Source organism: Gordonia paraffinivorans (assembly GCF_900683595.1).
In the GTDB taxonomy this organism is placed as follows: domain Bacteria; phylum Actinomycetota; class Actinomycetes; order Mycobacteriales; family Mycobacteriaceae; genus Gordonia; species Gordonia paraffinivorans.
The window spans coordinates 207,715-225,352 of record NZ_CAACYD010000003.1 but is presented as its reverse complement, the minus strand read 5'-3'; the positions used below and the strand labels follow the sequence as shown (position 1 = coordinate 225,352).

The following is a 17,638-nucleotide window of genomic DNA, read 5'->3' as shown; positions in this document are numbered from 1 at the left end:
CCGGACGGTCGCGGACGGCTAACCTCGGGCTCATGGGTCTTCGAGATCTCCTGGTGATGGACACGCCCGTTCCCTCGCTGCGCGGACGCAAGGTGTTGATCACCGGCGCCGCCAGCGGTATCGGCAAGGCGACCGCCGAGGCGGCCGCGGCGCAGGGGGCCGAGCTCGTGCTCACCGACCTGCACGCGGACCGGCTCGACGCCGTGGTGGACGAGATCACACGCGCCGGCGGCACGGTGCTCTACCACGTCGCCGGCGACGTCTCCGACTATGAGTGGGTGCGCAGCTTCGGCCGCCAGGTCGACGCCGAGGTGGGCGTGATGGACGTGGTGATGAACATCGCCGGGATCTCCGCCTGGGGCACCGTCGAGAACCTCGAGCACCGGCACTGGAAGTCGATGGTCGACGTCAACCTCATGGGGCCGATCCACATCATCGAATGCTTTGTGCCGCAGATGGTGCGGCGCGGTCAGGGCGGGCACATCGTCAACGTGTCGTCGGCTGCGGGCCTGCTCGCGCTCCCGTGGCATGCCGCCTACAGCGCGAGCAAGTTCGGCTTGCGCGGGGTCTCCGAGGTGCTGCGATTCGATCTGCGTCGTCACCGCATTGGGGTGTCGCTGGTGTGTCCCGGCGGAGTGGACACGCCGCTGGTCGACACCGTGCAGATCGTCGGCGTCAACCGCGAGGACCCGCGGGTCAAGTCCGCCATCGACGGCTTCCACAAGATCGCGGTGTCGCCGGAGAAGGCGGCCGCGGCGATCCTCAAGGGCGTGCGCAAGAACCGCTTCATGGTCTACACGTCCTTCGACATCCGCTTCGGGTACTGGTGGGCGCGGAAGTTCGCCCTGCCCTACGAGATCGTGATGCGGGTGGCCAACGACCGGTTCGATCGGCTCGCACGCGTGAGCGGTCCCGCACTCGAGGCGCGCGCCCGCGACGAGCATCCCGCGCAGTGAGTCGCGTCTTCCGGAAGACGCTGCGGGACAGCGGTCCGCCCGGCGGTCATCCGGACTTCTTCGCGGCCGAGGCCGCCGGACTGCGCTGGCTCGCCGCCGCCGGGGCGCCGGTGGTGAGGGTGCTGCGGGTGGGCGTCGACGCCATCGAACTCGAGTTGCTGGACTCCGCCCGGCCCGACCGCCGTGCGGCGCGCGAGTTCGGGGCGGCGCTCGCGCGCACGCACGACGCCGGGGCGCCGCGTTTCGGCTCGCCTCCCGACGGTCATCGCGGCCAGCTGTTCATCGGGCGCCGGACGCTCAGCTCCGTCGAATACGACACCTGGGGCGAGTTCTACGCGCGTGAGCGCGTCGAGCCCTACCTGCGCCCGGCGCTGGACGCCGGGTACCTGACCGCCGCCGACCACGATGCGGTGCGGCAGGCGTGCGAACTCATCGCCTCCGGCGTCTTCGACGACGACGAACCGCCGGCCCGCATCCACGGCGACCTGTGGAACGGCAACGTGCAGTGGACATCGGGTGGAGCAGTGATGATCGATCCGGCCGCGCACGGCGGGCACCGCGAGACCGATCTCGCGATGCTCGCCCTGTTCGGCTGTCCGCTGCTCGGCGACATCCTCGCCGGCTACGAGGACGTCCATCCGCTGGTGGAGGGCTGGCAGGACCGCATCGAGGTTCATCAGCTGCATCCGCTGGCGGTGCACGCCGCCGGACACGGCCCCAGCTACGGCACGGCGCTCGGGCGCGCGGCTCGCGCGGTGCTGGCGCTCGCCCGCGGTTGAGTCGCGCACTCTCCGGTGCCGGCCGGGACCGCGCTCCGTATGGGCGGCGCCGGTGCCCGCGTGCAGCGCGGGCAGGCGATAATCAGCCGGTGACCGGTGAACTGCTGCCCGAGAATGTCCTGATCGTCTCCGCGACGCACGCCGAGGCCCGGCACGTGCCGTCCGGTGCGCGGCTGCTGGTCACCGGGATCGGCAAGGTTCGGGCCACGATGACGCTGAGCCGCGAACTGGCATCCGGGCCGCCGGTCCGGCAGGTGATCAACATCGGCACCGCGGGAGCGCTGCGCGACGAGGTCGTCGGCGACGGACGGGACCTGTTCGTGCCGTCGGCCGTGCTCGAACACGACATCAGCAGCGCCGAGCTCCGCGCGATGGGCTACGACATGACCGACCGCTGGGAGCTCCCGGACGGGGACGGCACGGTCCTCGCCTCGGGCGACACCTTTGTCGCCGACCCGGTGCGTCGTGCCGAACTGGCGCGGCACGCCCATCTCGTCGACATGGAGGGCTGCGCGGTGGCACACGTCAGCGCGGAGTTCGGGGTCACGTGCAGGCTGGTCAAGGCGGTCACCGACAACGCCGACGAGGGTGCGATGGAGTGGCCGGACCTCGTCGACGCAGCTGCCCGCCGCCTCGGCGAGTGGGTCGAGACCCACGTCTACGGCTGAGCCCGCAGACGGCGATCGCCACCCCCGCCCGGGCTCGCGCCTCGAGGCGACCGAGCCCGGGAGGGAATGGCGACAGTGGTTCGGCGGCCCCTACGAGCGGGTGTCAGCGATGTCCGTGCTCGACTCGTAGGTCGGGAACGACGGGGCCGCCGGATGGGTGGCCGCGGTCGGCGCATCCGACGGGGTCAGCTCGGGGGCGGCGAGATCGGCGACCGTGGGTCGTGCGGCCGACGCGGCCCGCTGTGCAGTCGCGGCGCGGTCCCCGCCGGCCGGACGCTCACGGTCGGCGGGACGCTCGACGGTCGAGGGGCGCGCCGACGCGGTGGGACGATCCTTGCCGCCACCGGTGCGCGGCGGGCGCGGACGTCCCGACTCCGACGCCCCGCCGGCCGCCTTCGCAGAAGCCGAACGCGCGGTGGAGGTCTTCGGCGTCGCGGTCTTGGAAGACGAGGACCTGGAGGCCGAGGACCTGGGGGTCGGGGTGGAGCCGTCCCGAGCGCGACGCGTCGTCGGACGATCCGCGGTGTCCGAGGCGTTCTTGCCCGCCCGGTCTCGGGCAGAGCGGGAGCCGGTGCGTGCGGCCGACGACCTCTGCTTGCCCGGGGTCGTCCGCATGGACGTGTCTCGGGTGAGGAACCAGCGTGCGAGAACAAGGGCCAGGGTGACCACGAAGACGGTCGCCATCCACGGGAAATCGGCGGCGACCGGGAGCAGGACCTTGAAGATGAGGCTCTTGAGGCCCGACGACGCCTGCTCGGAGTTCAGTCCGTACAGGGTCACGATGCTGACGAAGAAGGCGATCAGCGGTGGTTGCGCGCCGGCGGTGAACAGCGCCCGACGGCGTACCGCCAGCGCGGCGAGCACACATCCGACCAGGTAGAAGAACTTGTAGATCCCGCCGAGCGAGTCGTTGCTGCCGGCGTCGATCGCCGCGCCGAGGGCCGTGATCCCGGTGGCCAGGAGGACAGCGCCCCACCACGGCACACCGCGGACCGCGGGCAGCACGGACTGCTCGTCCAGCGGCACCGCGGTCTGAAGACGTTGCGGGGAAGACACATGGTCACGGTACCGGTTCGTCACCGGAAAAGGCTCCACCGCCGCTGCGTGGCGTGGACGCGCCGACCGGCGTCGTCGCAGGTGCGCCCGCCGATCCGGCCGATCGGCAGGTGTCGTGGATCACGCGGGGGCGTTCCGGCTCACCCACCTCCCCGAGCGCGTCGAGCTCCGCGAGGCGGCGCGCGGTGACGCCGAGGCGACTCTCCACCGAGCCGATGGTCGAGTTGTAGGCGTCGACGGTGCGCTGCAGCGAGGTGCCCAGGGACCCGAGATGGGAGAGGACCGCGGCCAGGCGCTGGTGCAGTTCCACGCCGAGACCGTGGATGACCGCGGCCTCGCGCGCCATCGCGTCGTGACGCCAGCCGAGGGCGACGGTGCGCAGGAGCGCGATGAGGGTCGACGGCGTCGCGATGACCACGTTCCGCGCGAACCCGTATTCCAGGACGTCGGGGTCGGTCCGCACCGCGGCCTCGAGCACCGCGTCGGCGGGCAGGAACAGGACCACCATCTCGGGGGTGTTGTCGAACGCCGACCAGTAGGCCTTCGCCGACAACCGCGCGATGTGCGCGCGAAGCGCCCGCGCGTGCTCGCCGAGGAGACGGTCACGCGTGGCCGTCTCGGTCGTCTCCGCCGACCGCAGGTAGGCGTCCAGCGGCACCTTGGCATCGACGACGATGTCGCGCCCGCCGGCGAGATGGACGACGAGATCGGGTCGCACGGTGCCGCCGGAGACCCTGTCCGCCCGCGACACCTGCGTGCTGAAGTCACAGTGCTTGGTCATCCCCGCCAGCTCGACGACGCGTTCGAGCTGCACCTCGCCCCAGCGCCCGCGCGCGTGGGAACTGTGCAGCGCATTGGCCAATTGCCGGGTCTGCTCGTTGAGGGCCGCCGAAGCGGCGTGGATGCCCCGCACCTGCTCCGTCAGCCCGGCATAGGCGCCGATCCGGTTCGACTCGACCCGGCGCAACTCCTCCGCGAGCTGCGAGAGCGTGGAGCGGAGGGGCTCGACGATGTGCTGCACCTGGTTGCCGATGGCCGTCGACTGCCGGCGTGCCGCGTCCTCGGTGGCCCACGACAGTGTCGACGCCACCTCGTTGCGGCCCTCGCGCAACATCTCGACCTCGGCACGGGCTGCGGCCACCACCGCGGAACTGCGGGCGGCGTGCGCCCACCATCCGAGTGCGATGCCGAGCACGACGCCGAGGACGAGGGACAGGGCTGCTGCGATCATGCCCCCGATGGTGTCCGACGGCACCGACAACCACGGGCGGGCCGCACCGGAACCGGGATGCCGGGGTGGGCAGGGTGCGCGGCGGGCCGGGCGCCGTGCCCCGGCGGCCCGTGTCAGTCCTGCGGTTCGGGGGCCTCGGGTTCCTCGAACTCGAGCAGCCACTGCTTGGTGTCGAGGCCGTAGCGGAACCCGCCGAGCGATCCGTCGCTGCGCCTGACCCGATGGCACGGGACGAAGAGGGCGGCGGCATTGCGGGCGCACGCGGTCGCGGCCGCCCGGACGGCGGCGGGTTCGCCGGCGAGTCGGGCGAACTGCGTGTACGTCACCGGCTTCCCGGCAGCGACGGTCCGCAGGGCGTCCCACGCCCGGGTCAGAAAGGCGCCGCCGGAGTGCTGGACGACCGGGACTCGCGCGGGTGCGTCGAGGTCTCCGGCGTAGTACGCCGTCACGGCGTCGGTGAGGTCGCCGAGCTCGTCGGACTGCTCGAGGGTCGTCGGGCGCAGCGACCGGTGGACCAACGCGGCCAGGTAGGCGGGGTCATCGGTCCAGCCGGAGGCGAGGACGCGACCTGCCTGGTCGGCGATCAGCGTGAACGGTCCGTTCGGGGTGCCGACGGTCGCGAAGCGGCCGACGCCCGAGTCGGCGGCGGGGTCGGACGGTGTGGTCGCGGAGGTGACGGCGGATGGTGCGGACATGTCGCTCCTTGCGGTGAGGTCTGGGATTCGGAGGTCTTGGGATTCGGAGGTTCTGCCGGGTCTGGTTCTGCCGCAATCTGTCCCGGTGGCCTGCATCAGGTCGGCGGGGTCGTCTCGTGTCCGGCAACGGTGGCCCTGGCGTCGATGTCTGCCCGTCATACGTGTTCGCCTGCGGCGGCGAGCGCGTGGTGCCAGAGGTGCATCGAGGCGTAGGAACGCCACGGTGCCCATCGCGCTGTGTCGCGGAGGTCGAGCCCGAGGTCGGCCGCGGCCCGTGAGACGACTAGGTCGCCGTCGAGCAACACATCGGGATCGCCGGTCACCCGCATGACGACGAGGTCGGCGGTCCAGGGGCCGATGCCGGGCAACTCGAGCAGTTGCGCACGTAACTCAGACGCGTCGACCCCCACATGCGGTTCCACCCGGTTCTCGGCAAGCGCCTCGGCGACGGCGACGACGGCCTCGACGCGTCGTCGAGGACCGCGCAGCACCTCGCGTCCGCGTGCGGCGATGGCCTCCGCGCTCGGGAAGGCGACGGGCGGCGGGGCTTCGGGCGGCGGGGTGACGGGCGAAAGGGCGTGGGGCGAGGGCGCGTCGCCGGTGTCGGCGTCGTGCAGTGGTTCGCCGAGCTCGGCGACGAGGCGTTCGACGTGGTGCCGGGCCGCGGCGAGGCTGACCTGCTGACCCAGCATGGTGCGGATGATCGTCTCGCCGGGGTCGACGCTGCCCGGCACCCGCAGGCCGGTCGCCCTCCGGACAGGTTGCGCGAGAGCCGGATCGGCGCCGAGAACGTCTTCCGCCGCCCGGATGTCGGCATCGAGGTCCAACATGCGACGCACGCGGTTCACCGCGGTTCCGAGATCGCGCATGTCGAGGTGCGACAGCAGCACCGTCGCGTGGTCGTTGCCCGGCTCGATCTCGGCGACGGCCGGGCCGTGGGGGAGCCGGACGACTCGCCGATACCGCCAGCCGAGTGGCGCCTGCGGATCGTCGACGAGGGTCTCGACGCCGGCCGCCGCGTGTGCGCCGAGGAACCACCGCATCCATTGCCAGCGATAGGGCGCCCGGAACGGCAGGCGCAGGCTCACGGCGCCGGGAACCGAAACCGGGGTCCGGCTGCGACCGCGGGGAAGCCGCCGCAACTGTGTCGGGGTGAGGCCGAAGACCTCGCGGACGGTGTCGTTGAACTGACGCACGCTGGCGAAGCCCGCGGCGAACGCGACGTCGGCCATCGGCATCGACGTGCACTGGATCAGGACGCGCGCATTCGTCGCGCGATGCGCACGGGCCAGCGCCAACGGGCCGGCCCCGAGCTGATCGGTGAGGACCCGGTTCAGGTGCCGCGGCGAGTACCGCAGCCGGGCGGCCAGGCCGGCAACCCCTTCGCGCTCGACGACGCCGTCGGCTATCAGCCGCATGGCGCGGGCCGCGACGTCGGCGTTGGCGTTCCACATGGGCGAGCCCGGCACGGAGTCGGGGGCACAGCGCCGGCACGCGCGGTAGCCCTGCTGCTGCGCCGCCGCGGCGGTGAGCACGAACGACACGTTGTGGGGCCTGGGCGTCTGGGCGGGGCAGGAGGGGCGGCAGTAGATGCCGGTGGTGCGAACCGCCACGAAGAACTGGCCGTCGAACCGGGCGTCGCGTGCCTGAAGCGCCCGGTAACAGCGGTCGAAGTCCAGGACGGCCGGTCCCGTGCTCGTGATGGTCACGGCTCCACTGTGTCACTCGGCGGGCTCCCGGTCTGGCGGAAATCGGACGTGACATCTGCGTCGAATGTTGTGACCTGGCTTACAGCGCTGTGGCACCATGTCGCCATGTCCACACGGTTCGATCGCCGGCGGGGGAGCCGGCACGACGAGCTGCCCCTCACCTCGATGCCCGACTGGGCCCTCGAGATGATGATGGGCCTCTACGGCCGCGAGACGATCAAGCGTGCGCTCAGGGAAGAGACCGAGCGGACAGTCGCGCCTGTTCCGTGGGATCGCGAACGGGTCGAGGAGCCTGTCGATCGGAGTCGGTCACACGACATCCCGGAGGTCGAGAGGCATGGCCGCGACGACGTTCCCGCGGCGTTCAACCAGGTCGACGCCGAACTCGAGGCCATCAATTCGCTCATCCGGTTCCTGGGTCGCAAGTTGCGTCGGCGGTAGCGCGCCGGACACGCGGGTGGCGTCCGGGTGAATGTTGACCTCGCCATCGCCGCGTCGAGCCGACGAAGTCACCGCGGTATGTGAGGATCGTCGGCGTGACTGACAGCACTGACGACCGGCGCGCGGACGACGCGAGCGGTTCCGAAGACTCCATCCCCGTGGGAGCCGACGCCGTGCTCGGCGGCGACGCGGTTCTCGGCGGCTCCGACGAGAAGGCCTTCCCGACCCGGGCCCAGGTGATGCTGGCCGGGCTGCGTTCCTGTGCGATCGTGTCGGCCGAGATCGTGCTCGTCGTGGCCGCGCTCTGGGTGCTCATGTGGCTGCTCGGAAAATTCTGGGTGGTCCTGCTCCCGGTGCTGTTCGCGATCATCGTGTGCACGATCCTGTGGCCGCCGGTGCGCTGGCTGCGCAACCACAACGTCCCGCCGGCCGCGGCGTCGTTGTTGATGATGCTCGTCGGCATCGGCGTGCTGGCCGGTGTGATCGCGCTGATCGTGCCGTCGGTCGTCGACCAGACGCCGGAACTGGCGTCGCGCGCGATCGAGGGCATCCGACGCCTCCAGGACTGGGTCCAGGGGCCGCCGCTGAACATCAACGACGAACAGCTCGACAACATCGTCAACACGATCACGCACAAGCTGCAGTCGAGTGCCACGACCATCGCGTCGGGCGTGTTCAGCGGGGTCGGCACCGCGACCTCGCTGCTGGTCACCCTGTTCACGACCTTCGTGCTGGTGTTCTTCTTCCTCAAGGACGGCCCCAAGTTCGTGCCGTGGCTCGACCGGTCGGTGGGCAAGCCCTCGGGCACCCACCTCGGCGAGGTGCTGCTGCGCATGTGGAACAGCCTCGGCGGCTTCATCCGGACGCAGGCGATCGTCAGCTTCGTCGACGCCGCGCTCATCGGCGTGGGCCTGTTCGTCCTGGGCGTCCCGCTCGCCGGGGTGCTGGTGGTGGTCACCTTCCTCGGCGGCTTCATCCCGATCGTCGGCGCCTTCGTGGCCGGCGCGCTCGCGGTGTTGATCGCGCTCGTCTCCAACGGCCTGACCACCGCGCTGATCCTGCTCGGCGTCATCCTGGCGGTGCAGCAGCTCGAGGGCAACGTCCTGCAGCCGTGGCTGCAGGCGAAGTCGATGGACCTGCACGCGGTCATCGTGCTGTTGTCGGTGACCCTCGGCGGCACGCTGTTCGGCATCACCGGCGCCTTCCTGGCGGTGCCCGCGGCCGCCTCGCTCGCCGTGGTGCTTCGCTACATCAACGAGCAGATCGCCGAACGCGCCGGAGAGACGCTGGCGCCCGAGGGGGCGCCGGTGAACACCGAACTCGGGGTGTCCGACGAGGACGGGTCGAAAGGCTCGAAGAACCCGTTCGACAGGTTCCGCTCCAAGGAGTGACGGCCGGCGCCGCCGCCTTGCCCGACGCAGCGTCGGGTGTCGTGGCCGGTGCCGATAGACTGGACCCCCGTGAGTCTCACCCTGGGAATCGTCGGTCTGCCCAACGTCGGTAAGTCGACCCTGTTCAACGCCCTGACCCGCAACGATGTGCTGGCGGCCAACTACCCGTTCGCCACCATCGAGCCCAACGTGGGCGTGGTCGAACTGCCGGACAAGCGGCTCAACCGCCTCGCCGAGATCTTCGGCAGCGAGCGCATCCTGCCGGCCACGGTGTCGTTCGTCGACATCGCGGGCATCGTGAAGGGCGCCTCCGAGGGTGAGGGCATGGGCAACCAGTTCCTCGCCAACATCCGCGAGGCCGACGCCATCTGTCAGGTGGTCCGCGTGTTCGCCGACGCCGACGTGGTGCACGTCGACGGTCGGGTGGACCCGCTCTCCGACATCGAGGTCATCGAGACCGAGCTGATCCTCGCCGACCTGCAGACCCTGGAGAAGGCGATCCCCCGCCTGGAGAAGGAGGCGCGCAAGAACCGCGACGTCGCCGAGACCCTCGAGGCCGCCAAGAAGGCGCAGGAGATCCTCAACGGCGGCAAGACGCTGTTCTCCCAGAAGGACTCGTTCGACCTGTCGTCGGTGCGCGAGCTGCACCTGATGACCGCCAAGCCGTTCCTCTACGTCTTCAACGCCGACGAGAGCGTCCTCACCGACGAGGACCGCAAGGCCGAACTCCGTGCCGCGGTCGCGCCTGCGGACTGCGTGTTCCTCGACGCCAAGGTCGAGAGCGAACTCCTCGAACTCGACGAGGAGGACGCGCAGGAGCTGCTCGACTCGATCGGCCAGGAGGAGCCGGGCCTGACCTCGCTCGCCCGCGCCGGCTTCCACACCCTCGGCCTGCAGACCTACCTGACCGCGGGTCCCAAGGAAGCGCGCGCCTGGACCATCCACCAGGGCGACACCGCTCCCAAGGCCGCCGGCGTCATCCACACCGACTTCGAGAAGGGCTTCATCAAGGCCGAGATCGTGTCGTTCGACGACCTCGACGAGGCCGGATCGATGGCCGCGGCCAAGGCCGCCGGCAAGGTCCGCATGGAGGGCAAGGACTACGTCATGCAGGACGGCGACGTCGTGGAGTTCCGCTTCAATGTGTGAGGCGATTGGCTGCCTATCGCGTTGACCAGCGGGGGTTCAGTCGTCCAAGAGTGGGTTGTATCTCATGCTCAGCCCTCGTTCGATCGCCGCGAGGCCTCCGGCGATGATGACGAGGAGGTTCTGCCAACCCGCGAGGCGGATCGCCGGGATCTCGAATACTGGGAGCCCGACGTACGACGTCAGCAGACCGACGAGGTTGATCAGCTGAGGAAGCTCGAGCAGAAGCACCCCCACGACGATGAGGGTGGCGACGATTCCGACTGCTCGACTGGTTGCGGGGTGCTGTCGGTCGAGGTTCGCTCGCCAAGCCTCGGCGGTGCCCGCAGCAGGGGTCAGCGGCTGGGTCTCCCGTGCCTTCGCCTCGCGGATGCGTACGTACTTCATCCCGAGCTTTGCGACAGCTGCCTCGATGTGCGCGCCGTCTTCGATGGCGAAGGAGGCCTTGCGTCGCGTTGTGTCGACGAGGCGACCGTCGCGGTACAGGGAGATGCGCTCATCGAGATCGAGGTACCCGGAGTCGACGACGTAGTGATGTCCGTTCCGGTGCACCTCGAATCTCCCCCGGATGAGGCCGGCTCCCCACCGGAGGGGCCTCAGCGTCGTTGATGATTGCGTGGTCACGATGCGACTCCTCGAAACATGTCGTCGATGGATGTCTGCAGCAGCGCGAGCGCCCGATCGGGCGAGGACTGGCCGAGGAGAACCTGCCCGCTGAGCCCTTCGGCCGTAGCAAGGAGTCCCTGAAGAGTGCCTTCGGTGTTGTTCGAGTCGAGGCGGATCCTGCTGGATTCCAGGAGGCGTTCGAGGAAGGCGAGAAGTTCGGCGTGCCCCTCGCGGATCCTCGTCGCCAGGATGTCCTCCGTGAGCGCCAGCGACTCGAACTGCGCCACCACCCGCAGTCGTCGCATCGCTGTGTCGTCGGTGGGAATCATCGCGCGCAGGACGGCGGTCAACACCTGTTCCGGCGCGGCGGCTTCCCCGACGGCCGTGGCCACCTCTGCGGCAACGGCGTGCTGTACCGAGTCGAAGGCCCCGAGCATCAGAGCAGTGCGGTCGGGGAAGTAGTGCTGAACCCGGCCGGGCGAGACCCCAGCAGCGGCAGCAACTCGTCGCACCGTCAACGCGCCGGCACCTTCCTCCGCCACCAGTACGCACGCTGCGGCAGCGATAGCGCCGCGCACTGTCTCGTGGTCCCGCCCCACACCTCGGCTCACTGGCACCTCCTAATCGATACGAGTGTATCGGATTGCGAGGCGGGTGTGCCAGATGTTCGTCCGTGCCGGAACTCGGTCGAGTTCCGGTTCAATGTCTGATCAGCTGCCGCCCTGCCCGGAGTGCTCGCAGGAGTTCACCTATGAGCAGGGTGCCCTGCTGGTGTGCCCGATGTGCGGTCACGAGTGGTCGGCGTCCGACGCGGCCGAGGCCGCTGCCGACGCGGTGGTCAAGGACTCGGTCGGCAACGTCCTCGCCGACGGTGACACCGTCACCATCGTCAAGACCGTCAAGGTCAAGGGCGGCGGTGGCGGCACCATCAAGATCGGCACGAAAGTCCGTGGCATCCGCCTGATCTCGGACGGCGTCGGTGATCACGACATCGACGCGGCGGTGCCCGGCTTCGGCAAGATGCAGCTCAAGTCGAGCGTCGTCAAGAAGGCAGTCTGAGTTCGGGCGAACCCGATCATCTGATGATCCCGTTGCGTTCCGGCCCGGTTGTCGGGCCACGACGCGACGGGATTTTCGTCGTATGGCGGACATTCGCGACAAGACCCGCGCTCTCCGCGTTGTCGGGGTGCCCAGCGGCGAACGGGTCTAGCGTGGGACCCATGGCCATCGCACTCGAGAACGTCGGCATAGCGGTCCGCGACATCGAGGAGGCGATCGCCTTCTTCACCGACCTCGGTCTCACCGTCGTGGGCAGACAGGAGGTGAGCGGTGAATGGGCCTCCATCGCAGTCGGTCTCGACGGCAACCATGCGAAGATCGCGATGCTCCAGACGCCGGACGGACATGCGCGGCTGGAGTTGTTCGAGTACATCCATCCCGACGCGATCGAGACGAATCCGACGCTGCCCAACGAGATCGGGATGCATCGCGTCGCCTTCTCCGTCGACGATCTCGACGCGGCACTGGAAATCGCCGCGCGGCACGGGTGTCATCCGTTGCGCGGGGTCGCCGAGTACGAGGACGTCTACAAGCTCACCTACCTCCGGGGTCCGAGTGGCATCATCGTGATGCTGGCGCAGGATCTGACGAAGTCGACGCCGGGTTCCCAGCCGTACTGACCACCGACGCGGCACTGGAATCGCCGCGCTCAGGCGCATCAGGGCCGTTGAGTCCTGGTAGAACCGTACCGATGGACACCTCGACCCGCCTTCGACCTTGTCTCGGACCGGCTGAATTCCCGACGCTGGTGGGGGTCTGGCGCAGCGCGGTCGACGCCACTCATGACTTTCTCGCCGAGGCTGACCGCGACGAGATCGAGGGCCGGATGGCGACGGTGTACCTCCCACAGGTCGAGCTGACCGTCGCCGACGCCGACGGCACGCCGGTCGGATTCGCAGGCGTGTCGGGGCCGCGACTGGAGATGCTGTTCGTCCGGGCCGACGTCCGCGGGGCCGGCGTCGGCACCACCCTGCTCGCGCACGCCGTGGACGCCGCGGGTATCCGCGCGGTGGACGTGAACGAGCAGAACGACCAGGCGGTGCGGTTCTATCTCCGACGCGGCTTCGAGGTGATCGGCCGCAGTGACCGCGACGAGGCCGGGCGCCCGTACCCGCTCCTGCACCTGGCCCTGGTGGCCGAGCGGCCGAGTCCATAGCCGGAGGCCGCGCTCGGCGCGATCTCGGGTCATGGAATCGAGCCCGGGTCGGGGAGGTTTCGGCCGGCATCAGCCCAGGCACCTATCCGCGGTGAGCAACTCGTCGTCACGACGGGGCGATGCGGCGCAGTCCGCGGATCGCCTCGGTTCGAGCCTCAAGCCCCGGCACATCACCATGATCTCGATCGCCGGGGTCATCGGCGCGGGCCTGTTCGTCGGATCGGCGAACGCGATCGAGAAGGCCGGTCCGGCCGTCCTCATCTCCTACGCGATGGCGGGCACTCTCGTGGTGCTGGTCATGCGGATGTTGGGGGAGATGGCGACCGCCGACCCCGACACCGGCTCGTTCTCCGTCTACGCCGACCGCGCGCTCGGGCGGTGGGCCGGCTTCTCCGTCGGCTGGTTGTACTGCTGGTTCTGGGTGCTCGTCATCCCGGTGGAGGCGACGGCGGCGGCCGCGATCCTCACCGATCTGATCGGTGGGGCCCAATGGATCTGGGTATTGGCCGTGACGATCGCACTCACAGTCACCAACCTCGTCAGCGTCGGCAACTACGGCGAGTTCGAGTTCTGGTTCGCGCTCAATCAAGGTCCTCGCCATCGTGGCGTTCATCATCGTCGGAATCCTCGCCATCTGCGGGCTGATCCCGGATTCGGGGGTGAGCGGTCTGCACCATCTGTGGGAGCCGGATGGCTTCATGCCCAACGGTTTCGGCGCGGTCATCGCCGGCCTCCTGGTGACGATGTTCTCGTTCATGGGGACCGAGATCGTGACGATCGCGGCCGCCGAATCACCGGACCCGAAGCGCGGCATCACCAAGGCCGTGAACTCCGTCATCTGGCGGATCTCCTTGTTCTATCTGGGCTCGATCTTCGTGGTGGTCGCGCTCATGCCCTACGACCGGCTCGACGACGGCTCGTACCAGTCCGTGCTCGAGGCGATCGGCCTGCCGGGGTCGGCGCTCATCATGGACCTCGTCATCCTCACGGCCGTCGCGTCGTGCCTGAACTCCGCCCTGTACACGGCCTCCCGCATGCTCTACTCGCTCGGGAGCCGTCGCGACGCGCCGCAGGCGGTCAGGTCGCTCACCGGCAACGGGGTGCCGTGGGTGGCGGTGCTCGCGTCGATGATCGTCGGATTCCTCGCGGTCATCGGCAACTACGTGTTGCCCGACAAGATCTTCGGCTATCTCCTCGCCACCAGCGGCGCCGTCGCGCTGTTCGTGTACCTGAGCGTGTCCGCGAGCCAGCTCGTGCTCGGCCGTGCCCTGCGCGCGAGGCGAGCGGCCGCCCGTGCGCATGTGGCTGTTCCCGTACCTGACAGTCGTGGTGATGGCCTTCATCGTCGGCGTCCTGGTGCTGATGGCGTTCGACGACGAGCAACGTGAGGCCATCGGTCTGTCCGTGCTGTCGGCGGTGGTCATCGTGTCGATCGGGATCGTCGTGCACCGGCGTCGACGACAACCGGACGCGGCCGATCCACGCGAGCCGGTCCACCAGGGTTCGCCGGGCAGCTGAGCGGCCTTTGCCGGCCGCGGCGCCGATGCACGTGGTCCGGTCAGAGTGGCCGGTGCGTACCGAGCAGCAGGGCCGTCGGTTCGGCCCGGCTCGACGCGCCGAACTTGTGCAGGATCGATTTCACGTGGTCGCGGACGGTGTGTGCGGAGATCCCCAGCGAATCGGCGATCGCGGACGTACCGGTTCCGGTGACGAGATGACCGATGACCTCTCGTTCGCGGACCGAGATCCCGTGTGCCGCAGCGATGACCGGCGCAATCGCCGACGGCCGGGCGGCGTCGAGCGCCACGACGACGCGGTCCGGGCGTCCGTCGGGACCGCGGGTGACCGACGCCTGGGCGAACAGCCACTGCTCGCTCATCGTGGCCGCCCGCACCCCGACGCGACCGTGGCCGCCCTCCTGCGCCGACTGCAGGGCCCGTGCTGCCGCGGCGACGACCCACATCGGGACCGGCAGGCCGAAAGCGCTCGCCACGTGGGTTTCGTCGCCGAGCGACGACAGCCACGGAGCGACGTCGTCGCCGGTCGCCACGAGGTCCAGGCGCGTGTCGAAAACGAGGAGCCCGGGATGTGCCGGCAACCGACCGTCCGGTGCGCGGCGCAGACCGGCGCGCACGAGACGTCGTACCTGTCGTCCGAGCGGCTCGCTGAGTCCCGCCACGAGTTGTTCGTCGGCCGCGGTGAAGGGGCGTTCGTCGGCTTCGCGTCGTAGCGACACCAGCGCCCAGGGCGAGTTCTCGCAGGCCAGGACTGCGCGCAGCTCTCGCGGCCGGGCACGACCGCGCCCTGGTGGAACGGGCGATCCGGCCCAGGGCCACGTAATCGCCGACCTCGACGCGAGCGACGTCCTGCCGCCACCTGCGGCGGTTCCCCGAGGTGCCGGCCTCCCAGAGTGTCGGCGAGCTGGGCAGGCCGGAATCCGGGTCCGCGGCGGTCCACACGGCACTGCTGTACGGAACGATTCCCGGCAGGCGGGTCGTCAGCAGGTCGAACACCTCGCGCACGGTGGAGGCGGACCCGGCGCGCCGCATCAACTCGTCCTTGCGCCGTCGTACGACCGCCGGCGATCTGTCCGGGCCCACGCCTCCACCGTCGCCCTCGAACCAGGTGCCGTCAACCGCCATCCCCTCATCTGGGGGATGGAAACGTGATCGGGGACCTGGAAAGAGTGGACGGGCCATCGCCCCATTCGCCGACGAGTCCTTCGCCGACGCCCCATTCGCCGACGAGCCGTTGAAGGAGACGACGTGATCCGCCGCCGCTTTCGCTCGATCATCGCCACCGGAGCCGCCGCCCTCGTCGGGGGGCCATGGTGGCACCGGGCGCGCCGAGCGCGTCGGCGGCTCCGCCGAACGCGACCACCACCGTCCGCTGCGAGTCCGACAGCAGCGGCAAGCCACCACCGGGCGGCTGGTATCACGGAGAGTCGGCGTCGTACCTGTACGACCGCCGGTTCCGTGAGGGACCGATTCTCTCCAAGGAACAGCTGGGCCGATACACCCCTCAGGCCATCGCGTACTGGAAGGACTGGGACGACAGCGGCCGGGACGCGCTCCTCATCGCCACCTACGTCTCGGGCGGCGCCGACGACCGCGCGAAGATCATCGCCGTCGACGCGAACACCCCGCACCGGCTCCTCGGCTGGGTCATGGTCGACAAACGCTCGGCCGGCGAAATGCCGACGCACGCGGGCGGAATGGCGATCGGCGGCGGGCACCTCTTCCTGGGCGGGCCGCAGGAATCGGACTCGATCCGCCACTACGCACTCGCCGACGTCCGAAACGCCTTGCAGCAGAAGGGCTCGATCAGCCCGAAGGGCGCCGACCGCAAGGTGTACGGCCAGTCGTTCATGACGGTCGACGGCAACAAGCTGTACGCGGGCAGGTTCAACCTCGGGTCCCGGGACTGGATGCACCGATACACGATCAAGGACGACGGGAGGCTGGAGACCGACCCGAAGCCCGGCGGCAACGGCAAGATGCGGTACGAGGTCCCGAAGGGAACCCAGGGAGTCGCGAAGGCCGGGAACACGATGTTCTTCAGCACTTCGCTGGGTCGCAATGTGCGGAGCAACGTCTATGCGACCGACGCAGGGGAGACGAACCTCGACAAGGCGAGGCCACGCTGCTTCCGCGGTCCCGGCATGTCCCAGGGCATCGCGATCGACGCCGCGCGAAACCGCTTGTTCCTCAACTACGAGTCGGGCTCCCACAAGTTCGACGATCGGGCAGGAGACCCGGCGCGCAACATCATCCGCGGCGCCCACATCGCCAAGCTCGAGGATGTGACCTCCGTTCCCGGCGGCACGCTGAAACTGGGCACCCTGCAGGCGAAGAAGCTGACCGACACCGACAAGGAGGACGAGATCGTCGTGAGCGTCGAGGGCGCCCCGATCTGCGTCAAGGGCAGCGACGACAAGTGCCTGAAGCATCTGAAGCTCAGGCAGGGCAAGCAGCGCGCGATCGACGCCACCGTCCAGTTCACGGGCAACGCGCTGGTCAACGTCACCGAACGCGACAACCCGCCGGACAACCCCCACGACAACCTCGGGACCGAGAAGCTGACCCCGGGAGCGAAGAAGGGAATCCTCGAGTTCGCCAAGGGCAGGGCGGTCTATCGACTGAGTTACGAGGTGAGCTGAATCGCCGGAGCGCTGCGGTTATTCGGCAGAATCCGCGTCGTCGGCCACGCCGATGTCCTCGTTCCACACCTGGGGATGGGTGGTGATGTAGTCCGACATCATCTCGACGCAGCGCTGGTCGTCGAGCACGATCACCTCGATCCCGTTCTCGCGCAGCCAGTCCTCGCCGCCGTAGAAGGTGCGGTTCTCGCCGATCACCACGGTCCCGATGCCGAACTGCCTGATCAGCCCCGAGCAGTACCAGCACGGGGAGAGCGTGGTGACCATGATCGTCGACGAGTAGTCGCGCTGGCGGCCGGCCGCCCGGAAGGCGTCGGTCTCCCCGTGGGCGGAGGGATCGTCGTCCTGGATCCGGCGGTTGTGCCCGGCTCCGAGGAGCGTGCCGTCCGCGGCGAACAGGGCGGCGCCGATCGGGATGCCGCCCTCGTCGAGTCCGATGCGTGCCTGCTCGTAGGCGACGTCGAGCAGCGTGCGGAGGTCGAGGCCGGTGCGGGGGTGCAGGTTCGGGGTCATGTGACGAGGGTGCCCCGGGATCGTCCCGACGACAACCGCCGGGCCGGGAGGCGGCCCGGCTGCGCGCGCCGAT

The 17,638-nt window shown here is 69.6% G+C and carries 18 protein-coding genes and 1 pseudogene; 11 read left to right on the top strand and 8 right to left on the bottom strand.

Features of this window, described 5'->3' with window-relative positions; genetic code table 11:
* Positions 1–32: 32 nt before the first annotated feature.
* The 3 genes from E1P53_RS01840 to E1P53_RS01830 all read left to right on the top strand — a co-directional run bounded on the left by E1P53_RS01840 (position 33) and on the right by E1P53_RS01830 (position 2,403).
* Positions 33–956 carry an SDR family oxidoreductase gene (locus tag E1P53_RS01840; protein WP_040526179.1) on the top strand — a complete coding sequence of 308 codons (924 nt, stop codon included), beginning with the start codon at positions 33–35 and terminating at the stop codon, positions 954–956.
* Positions 953–1,735: a fructosamine kinase family protein gene (locus E1P53_RS01835; protein ID WP_006898695.1), complete on the top strand. Its 783-nt coding sequence runs from the start codon at positions 953–955 to the stop codon at positions 1,733–1,735. The genes E1P53_RS01840 and E1P53_RS01835 overlap by 4 nt, the downstream gene beginning before the upstream one ends.
* A 104-nt stretch (positions 1,736–1,839) precedes the next feature.
* The gene (locus E1P53_RS01830; protein ID WP_109237527.1) at positions 1,840–2,403 is read left to right on the top strand and encodes a nucleosidase; all 564 of its coding nucleotides are present in this window, start codon (positions 1,840–1,842) and stop codon (positions 2,401–2,403) included.
* 90 nt (positions 2,404–2,493) lie between these two features.
* Here the strand turns inward: E1P53_RS01830 and E1P53_RS01825 are convergent, their stop codons facing one another.
* The 4 genes from E1P53_RS01825 to E1P53_RS01810 all read right to left on the bottom strand — a co-directional run bounded on the left by E1P53_RS01825 (position 2,494) and on the right by E1P53_RS01810 (position 7,094).
* Complete coding sequence (locus E1P53_RS01825; protein ID WP_165484385.1) at positions 2,494–3,459, bottom strand: DUF6542 domain-containing protein; 966 nt, start codon at positions 3,457–3,459, stop codon at positions 2,494–2,496.
* 4 nt (positions 3,460–3,463) lie between these two features.
* Positions 3,464–4,690, bottom strand: coding sequence for a DNA recombination protein RmuC (locus E1P53_RS01820; protein ID WP_131733284.1), 1,227 nt, complete (start codon positions 4,688–4,690; stop codon positions 3,464–3,466).
* A gap of 113 nt (positions 4,691–4,803) precedes the next feature.
* Complete coding sequence (locus E1P53_RS01815; RefSeq protein ID WP_131733283.1) at positions 4,804–5,385, bottom strand: methylated-DNA--[protein]-cysteine S-methyltransferase; 582 nt, start codon at positions 5,383–5,385, stop codon at positions 4,804–4,806.
* A gap of 155 nt (positions 5,386–5,540) precedes the next feature.
* On the bottom strand, positions 5,541–7,094 hold the full coding sequence (locus E1P53_RS01810; protein ID WP_131733282.1) for a DNA-3-methyladenine glycosylase 2 family protein: 1,554 nt from the start codon (positions 7,092–7,094) through the stop codon (positions 5,541–5,543).
* Between the two features lie 105 nt (positions 7,095–7,199).
* Between E1P53_RS01810 and E1P53_RS01805 the strand changes: the two genes are divergently transcribed.
* The 3 genes from E1P53_RS01805 (at position 7,200) to ychF (ending at position 10,075) form a co-directional block, all read left to right on the top strand.
* On the top strand, positions 7,200–7,535 hold the full coding sequence (locus E1P53_RS01805) for a hypothetical protein (protein ID WP_006898689.1): 336 nt from the start codon (positions 7,200–7,202) through the stop codon (positions 7,533–7,535).
* A 95-nt stretch (positions 7,536–7,630) separates the two neighbouring features.
* On the top strand, positions 7,631–8,926 hold the full coding sequence (locus tag E1P53_RS01800; protein WP_109237525.1) for an AI-2E family transporter: 1,296 nt from the start codon (positions 7,631–7,633) through the stop codon (positions 8,924–8,926).
* A gap of 69 nt (positions 8,927–8,995) precedes the next feature.
* Positions 8,996–10,075 (top strand): redox-regulated ATPase YchF, encoded by a 1,080-nt coding sequence (ychF, locus tag E1P53_RS01795; protein WP_006898687.1) that lies wholly within the window; start codon positions 8,996–8,998, stop codon positions 10,073–10,075.
* 36 nt (positions 10,076–10,111) lie between these two features.
* Here the strand turns inward: ychF and E1P53_RS01790 are convergent, their stop codons facing one another.
* Together E1P53_RS01790 and E1P53_RS01785 are read right to left on the bottom strand one after the other, a co-directional pair.
* Positions 10,112–10,696 carry a hypothetical protein gene (locus E1P53_RS01790; protein ID WP_016697626.1) on the bottom strand — a complete coding sequence of 195 codons (585 nt, stop codon included), beginning with the start codon at positions 10,694–10,696 and terminating at the stop codon, positions 10,112–10,114.
* On the bottom strand, positions 10,693–11,289 hold the full coding sequence (locus tag E1P53_RS01785) for a TetR/AcrR family transcriptional regulator (protein WP_131733281.1): 597 nt from the start codon (positions 11,287–11,289) through the stop codon (positions 10,693–10,695). The genes E1P53_RS01790 and E1P53_RS01785 overlap by 4 nt, the downstream gene beginning before the upstream one ends.
* A gap of 91 nt (positions 11,290–11,380) precedes the next feature.
* Here E1P53_RS01785 and E1P53_RS01780 point away from each other — a divergent pair, with 91 nt between their 5' ends.
* The 4 genes and pseudogenes from E1P53_RS01780 (at position 11,381) to E1P53_RS01765 (ending at position 14,411) form a co-directional block, all read left to right on the top strand.
* Positions 11,381–11,737, top strand: coding sequence for a zinc ribbon domain-containing protein YjdM (locus E1P53_RS01780; RefSeq protein ID WP_131733280.1), 357 nt, complete (start codon positions 11,381–11,383; stop codon positions 11,735–11,737).
* A gap of 161 nt (positions 11,738–11,898) precedes the next feature.
* Positions 11,899–12,357 (top strand): VOC family protein, encoded by a 459-nt coding sequence (locus tag E1P53_RS01775; protein WP_131733279.1) that lies wholly within the window; start codon positions 11,899–11,901, stop codon positions 12,355–12,357.
* 71 nt (positions 12,358–12,428) lie between these two features.
* On the top strand, positions 12,429–12,893 hold the full coding sequence (locus E1P53_RS01770) for an acetyltransferase (protein ID WP_131733278.1): 465 nt from the start codon (positions 12,429–12,431) through the stop codon (positions 12,891–12,893).
* A gap of 175 nt (positions 12,894–13,068) precedes the next feature.
* Positions 13,069–14,411, top strand: a pseudogene (locus E1P53_RS01765) (amino acid permease).
* 40 nt (positions 14,412–14,451) lie between these two features.
* Here E1P53_RS01765 and E1P53_RS01760 read toward each other — a convergent pair.
* Positions 14,452–15,129, bottom strand: coding sequence for a response regulator transcription factor (locus tag E1P53_RS01760; protein WP_131733277.1), 678 nt, complete (start codon positions 15,127–15,129; stop codon positions 14,452–14,454).
* A gap of 591 nt (positions 15,130–15,720) precedes the next feature.
* Here E1P53_RS01760 and E1P53_RS01755 point away from each other — a divergent pair.
* Positions 15,721–17,052 carry a hypothetical protein gene (locus tag E1P53_RS01755; protein WP_131733276.1) on the top strand — a complete coding sequence of 444 codons (1,332 nt, stop codon included), beginning with the start codon at positions 15,721–15,723 and terminating at the stop codon, positions 17,050–17,052.
* A gap of 18 nt (positions 17,053–17,070) precedes the next feature.
* Here the strand turns inward: E1P53_RS01755 and E1P53_RS01750 are convergent, their stop codons facing one another.
* A complete protein-coding gene (locus E1P53_RS01750; RefSeq protein WP_131733275.1) occupies positions 17,071–17,565 on the bottom strand; it encodes a nucleoside deaminase in 495 nt (164 codons plus the stop codon).
* Between the last annotated feature and the right edge of the window lie 73 nt (positions 17,566–17,638).

Coding starts and splice junctions, on each gene's coding strand:
- E1P53_RS01780 (WP_131733280.1), top strand. CDS start 11,381: ATGTCTGATCAGCTGCCGCCCTGCCCGGAGTGCTCGCAGGAGTTCACC.
- E1P53_RS01775 (WP_131733279.1), top strand. CDS start 11,899: ATGGCCATCGCACTCGAGAACGTCGGCATAGCGGTCCGCGACATCGAG.
- E1P53_RS01805 (WP_006898689.1), top strand. CDS start 7,200: ATGTCCACACGGTTCGATCGCCGGCGGGGGAGCCGGCACGACGAGCTG.
- E1P53_RS01770 (WP_131733278.1), top strand. CDS start 12,429: ATGGACACCTCGACCCGCCTTCGACCTTGTCTCGGACCGGCTGAATTC.
- E1P53_RS01755 (WP_131733276.1), top strand. CDS start 15,721: ATGGTGGCACCGGGCGCGCCGAGCGCGTCGGCGGCTCCGCCGAACGCG.
- E1P53_RS01840 (WP_040526179.1), top strand. CDS start 33: ATGGGTCTTCGAGATCTCCTGGTGATGGACACGCCCGTTCCCTCGCTG.
- E1P53_RS01820 (WP_131733284.1), bottom strand. CDS start 4,690: ATGATCGCAGCAGCCCTGTCCCTCGTCCTCGGCGTCGTGCTCGGCATC.
- E1P53_RS01750 (WP_131733275.1), bottom strand. CDS start 17,565: ATGACCCCGAACCTGCACCCCCGCACCGGCCTCGACCTCCGCACGCTG.
- E1P53_RS01815 (WP_131733283.1), bottom strand. CDS start 5,385: ATGTCCGCACCATCCGCCGTCACCTCCGCGACCACACCGTCCGACCCC.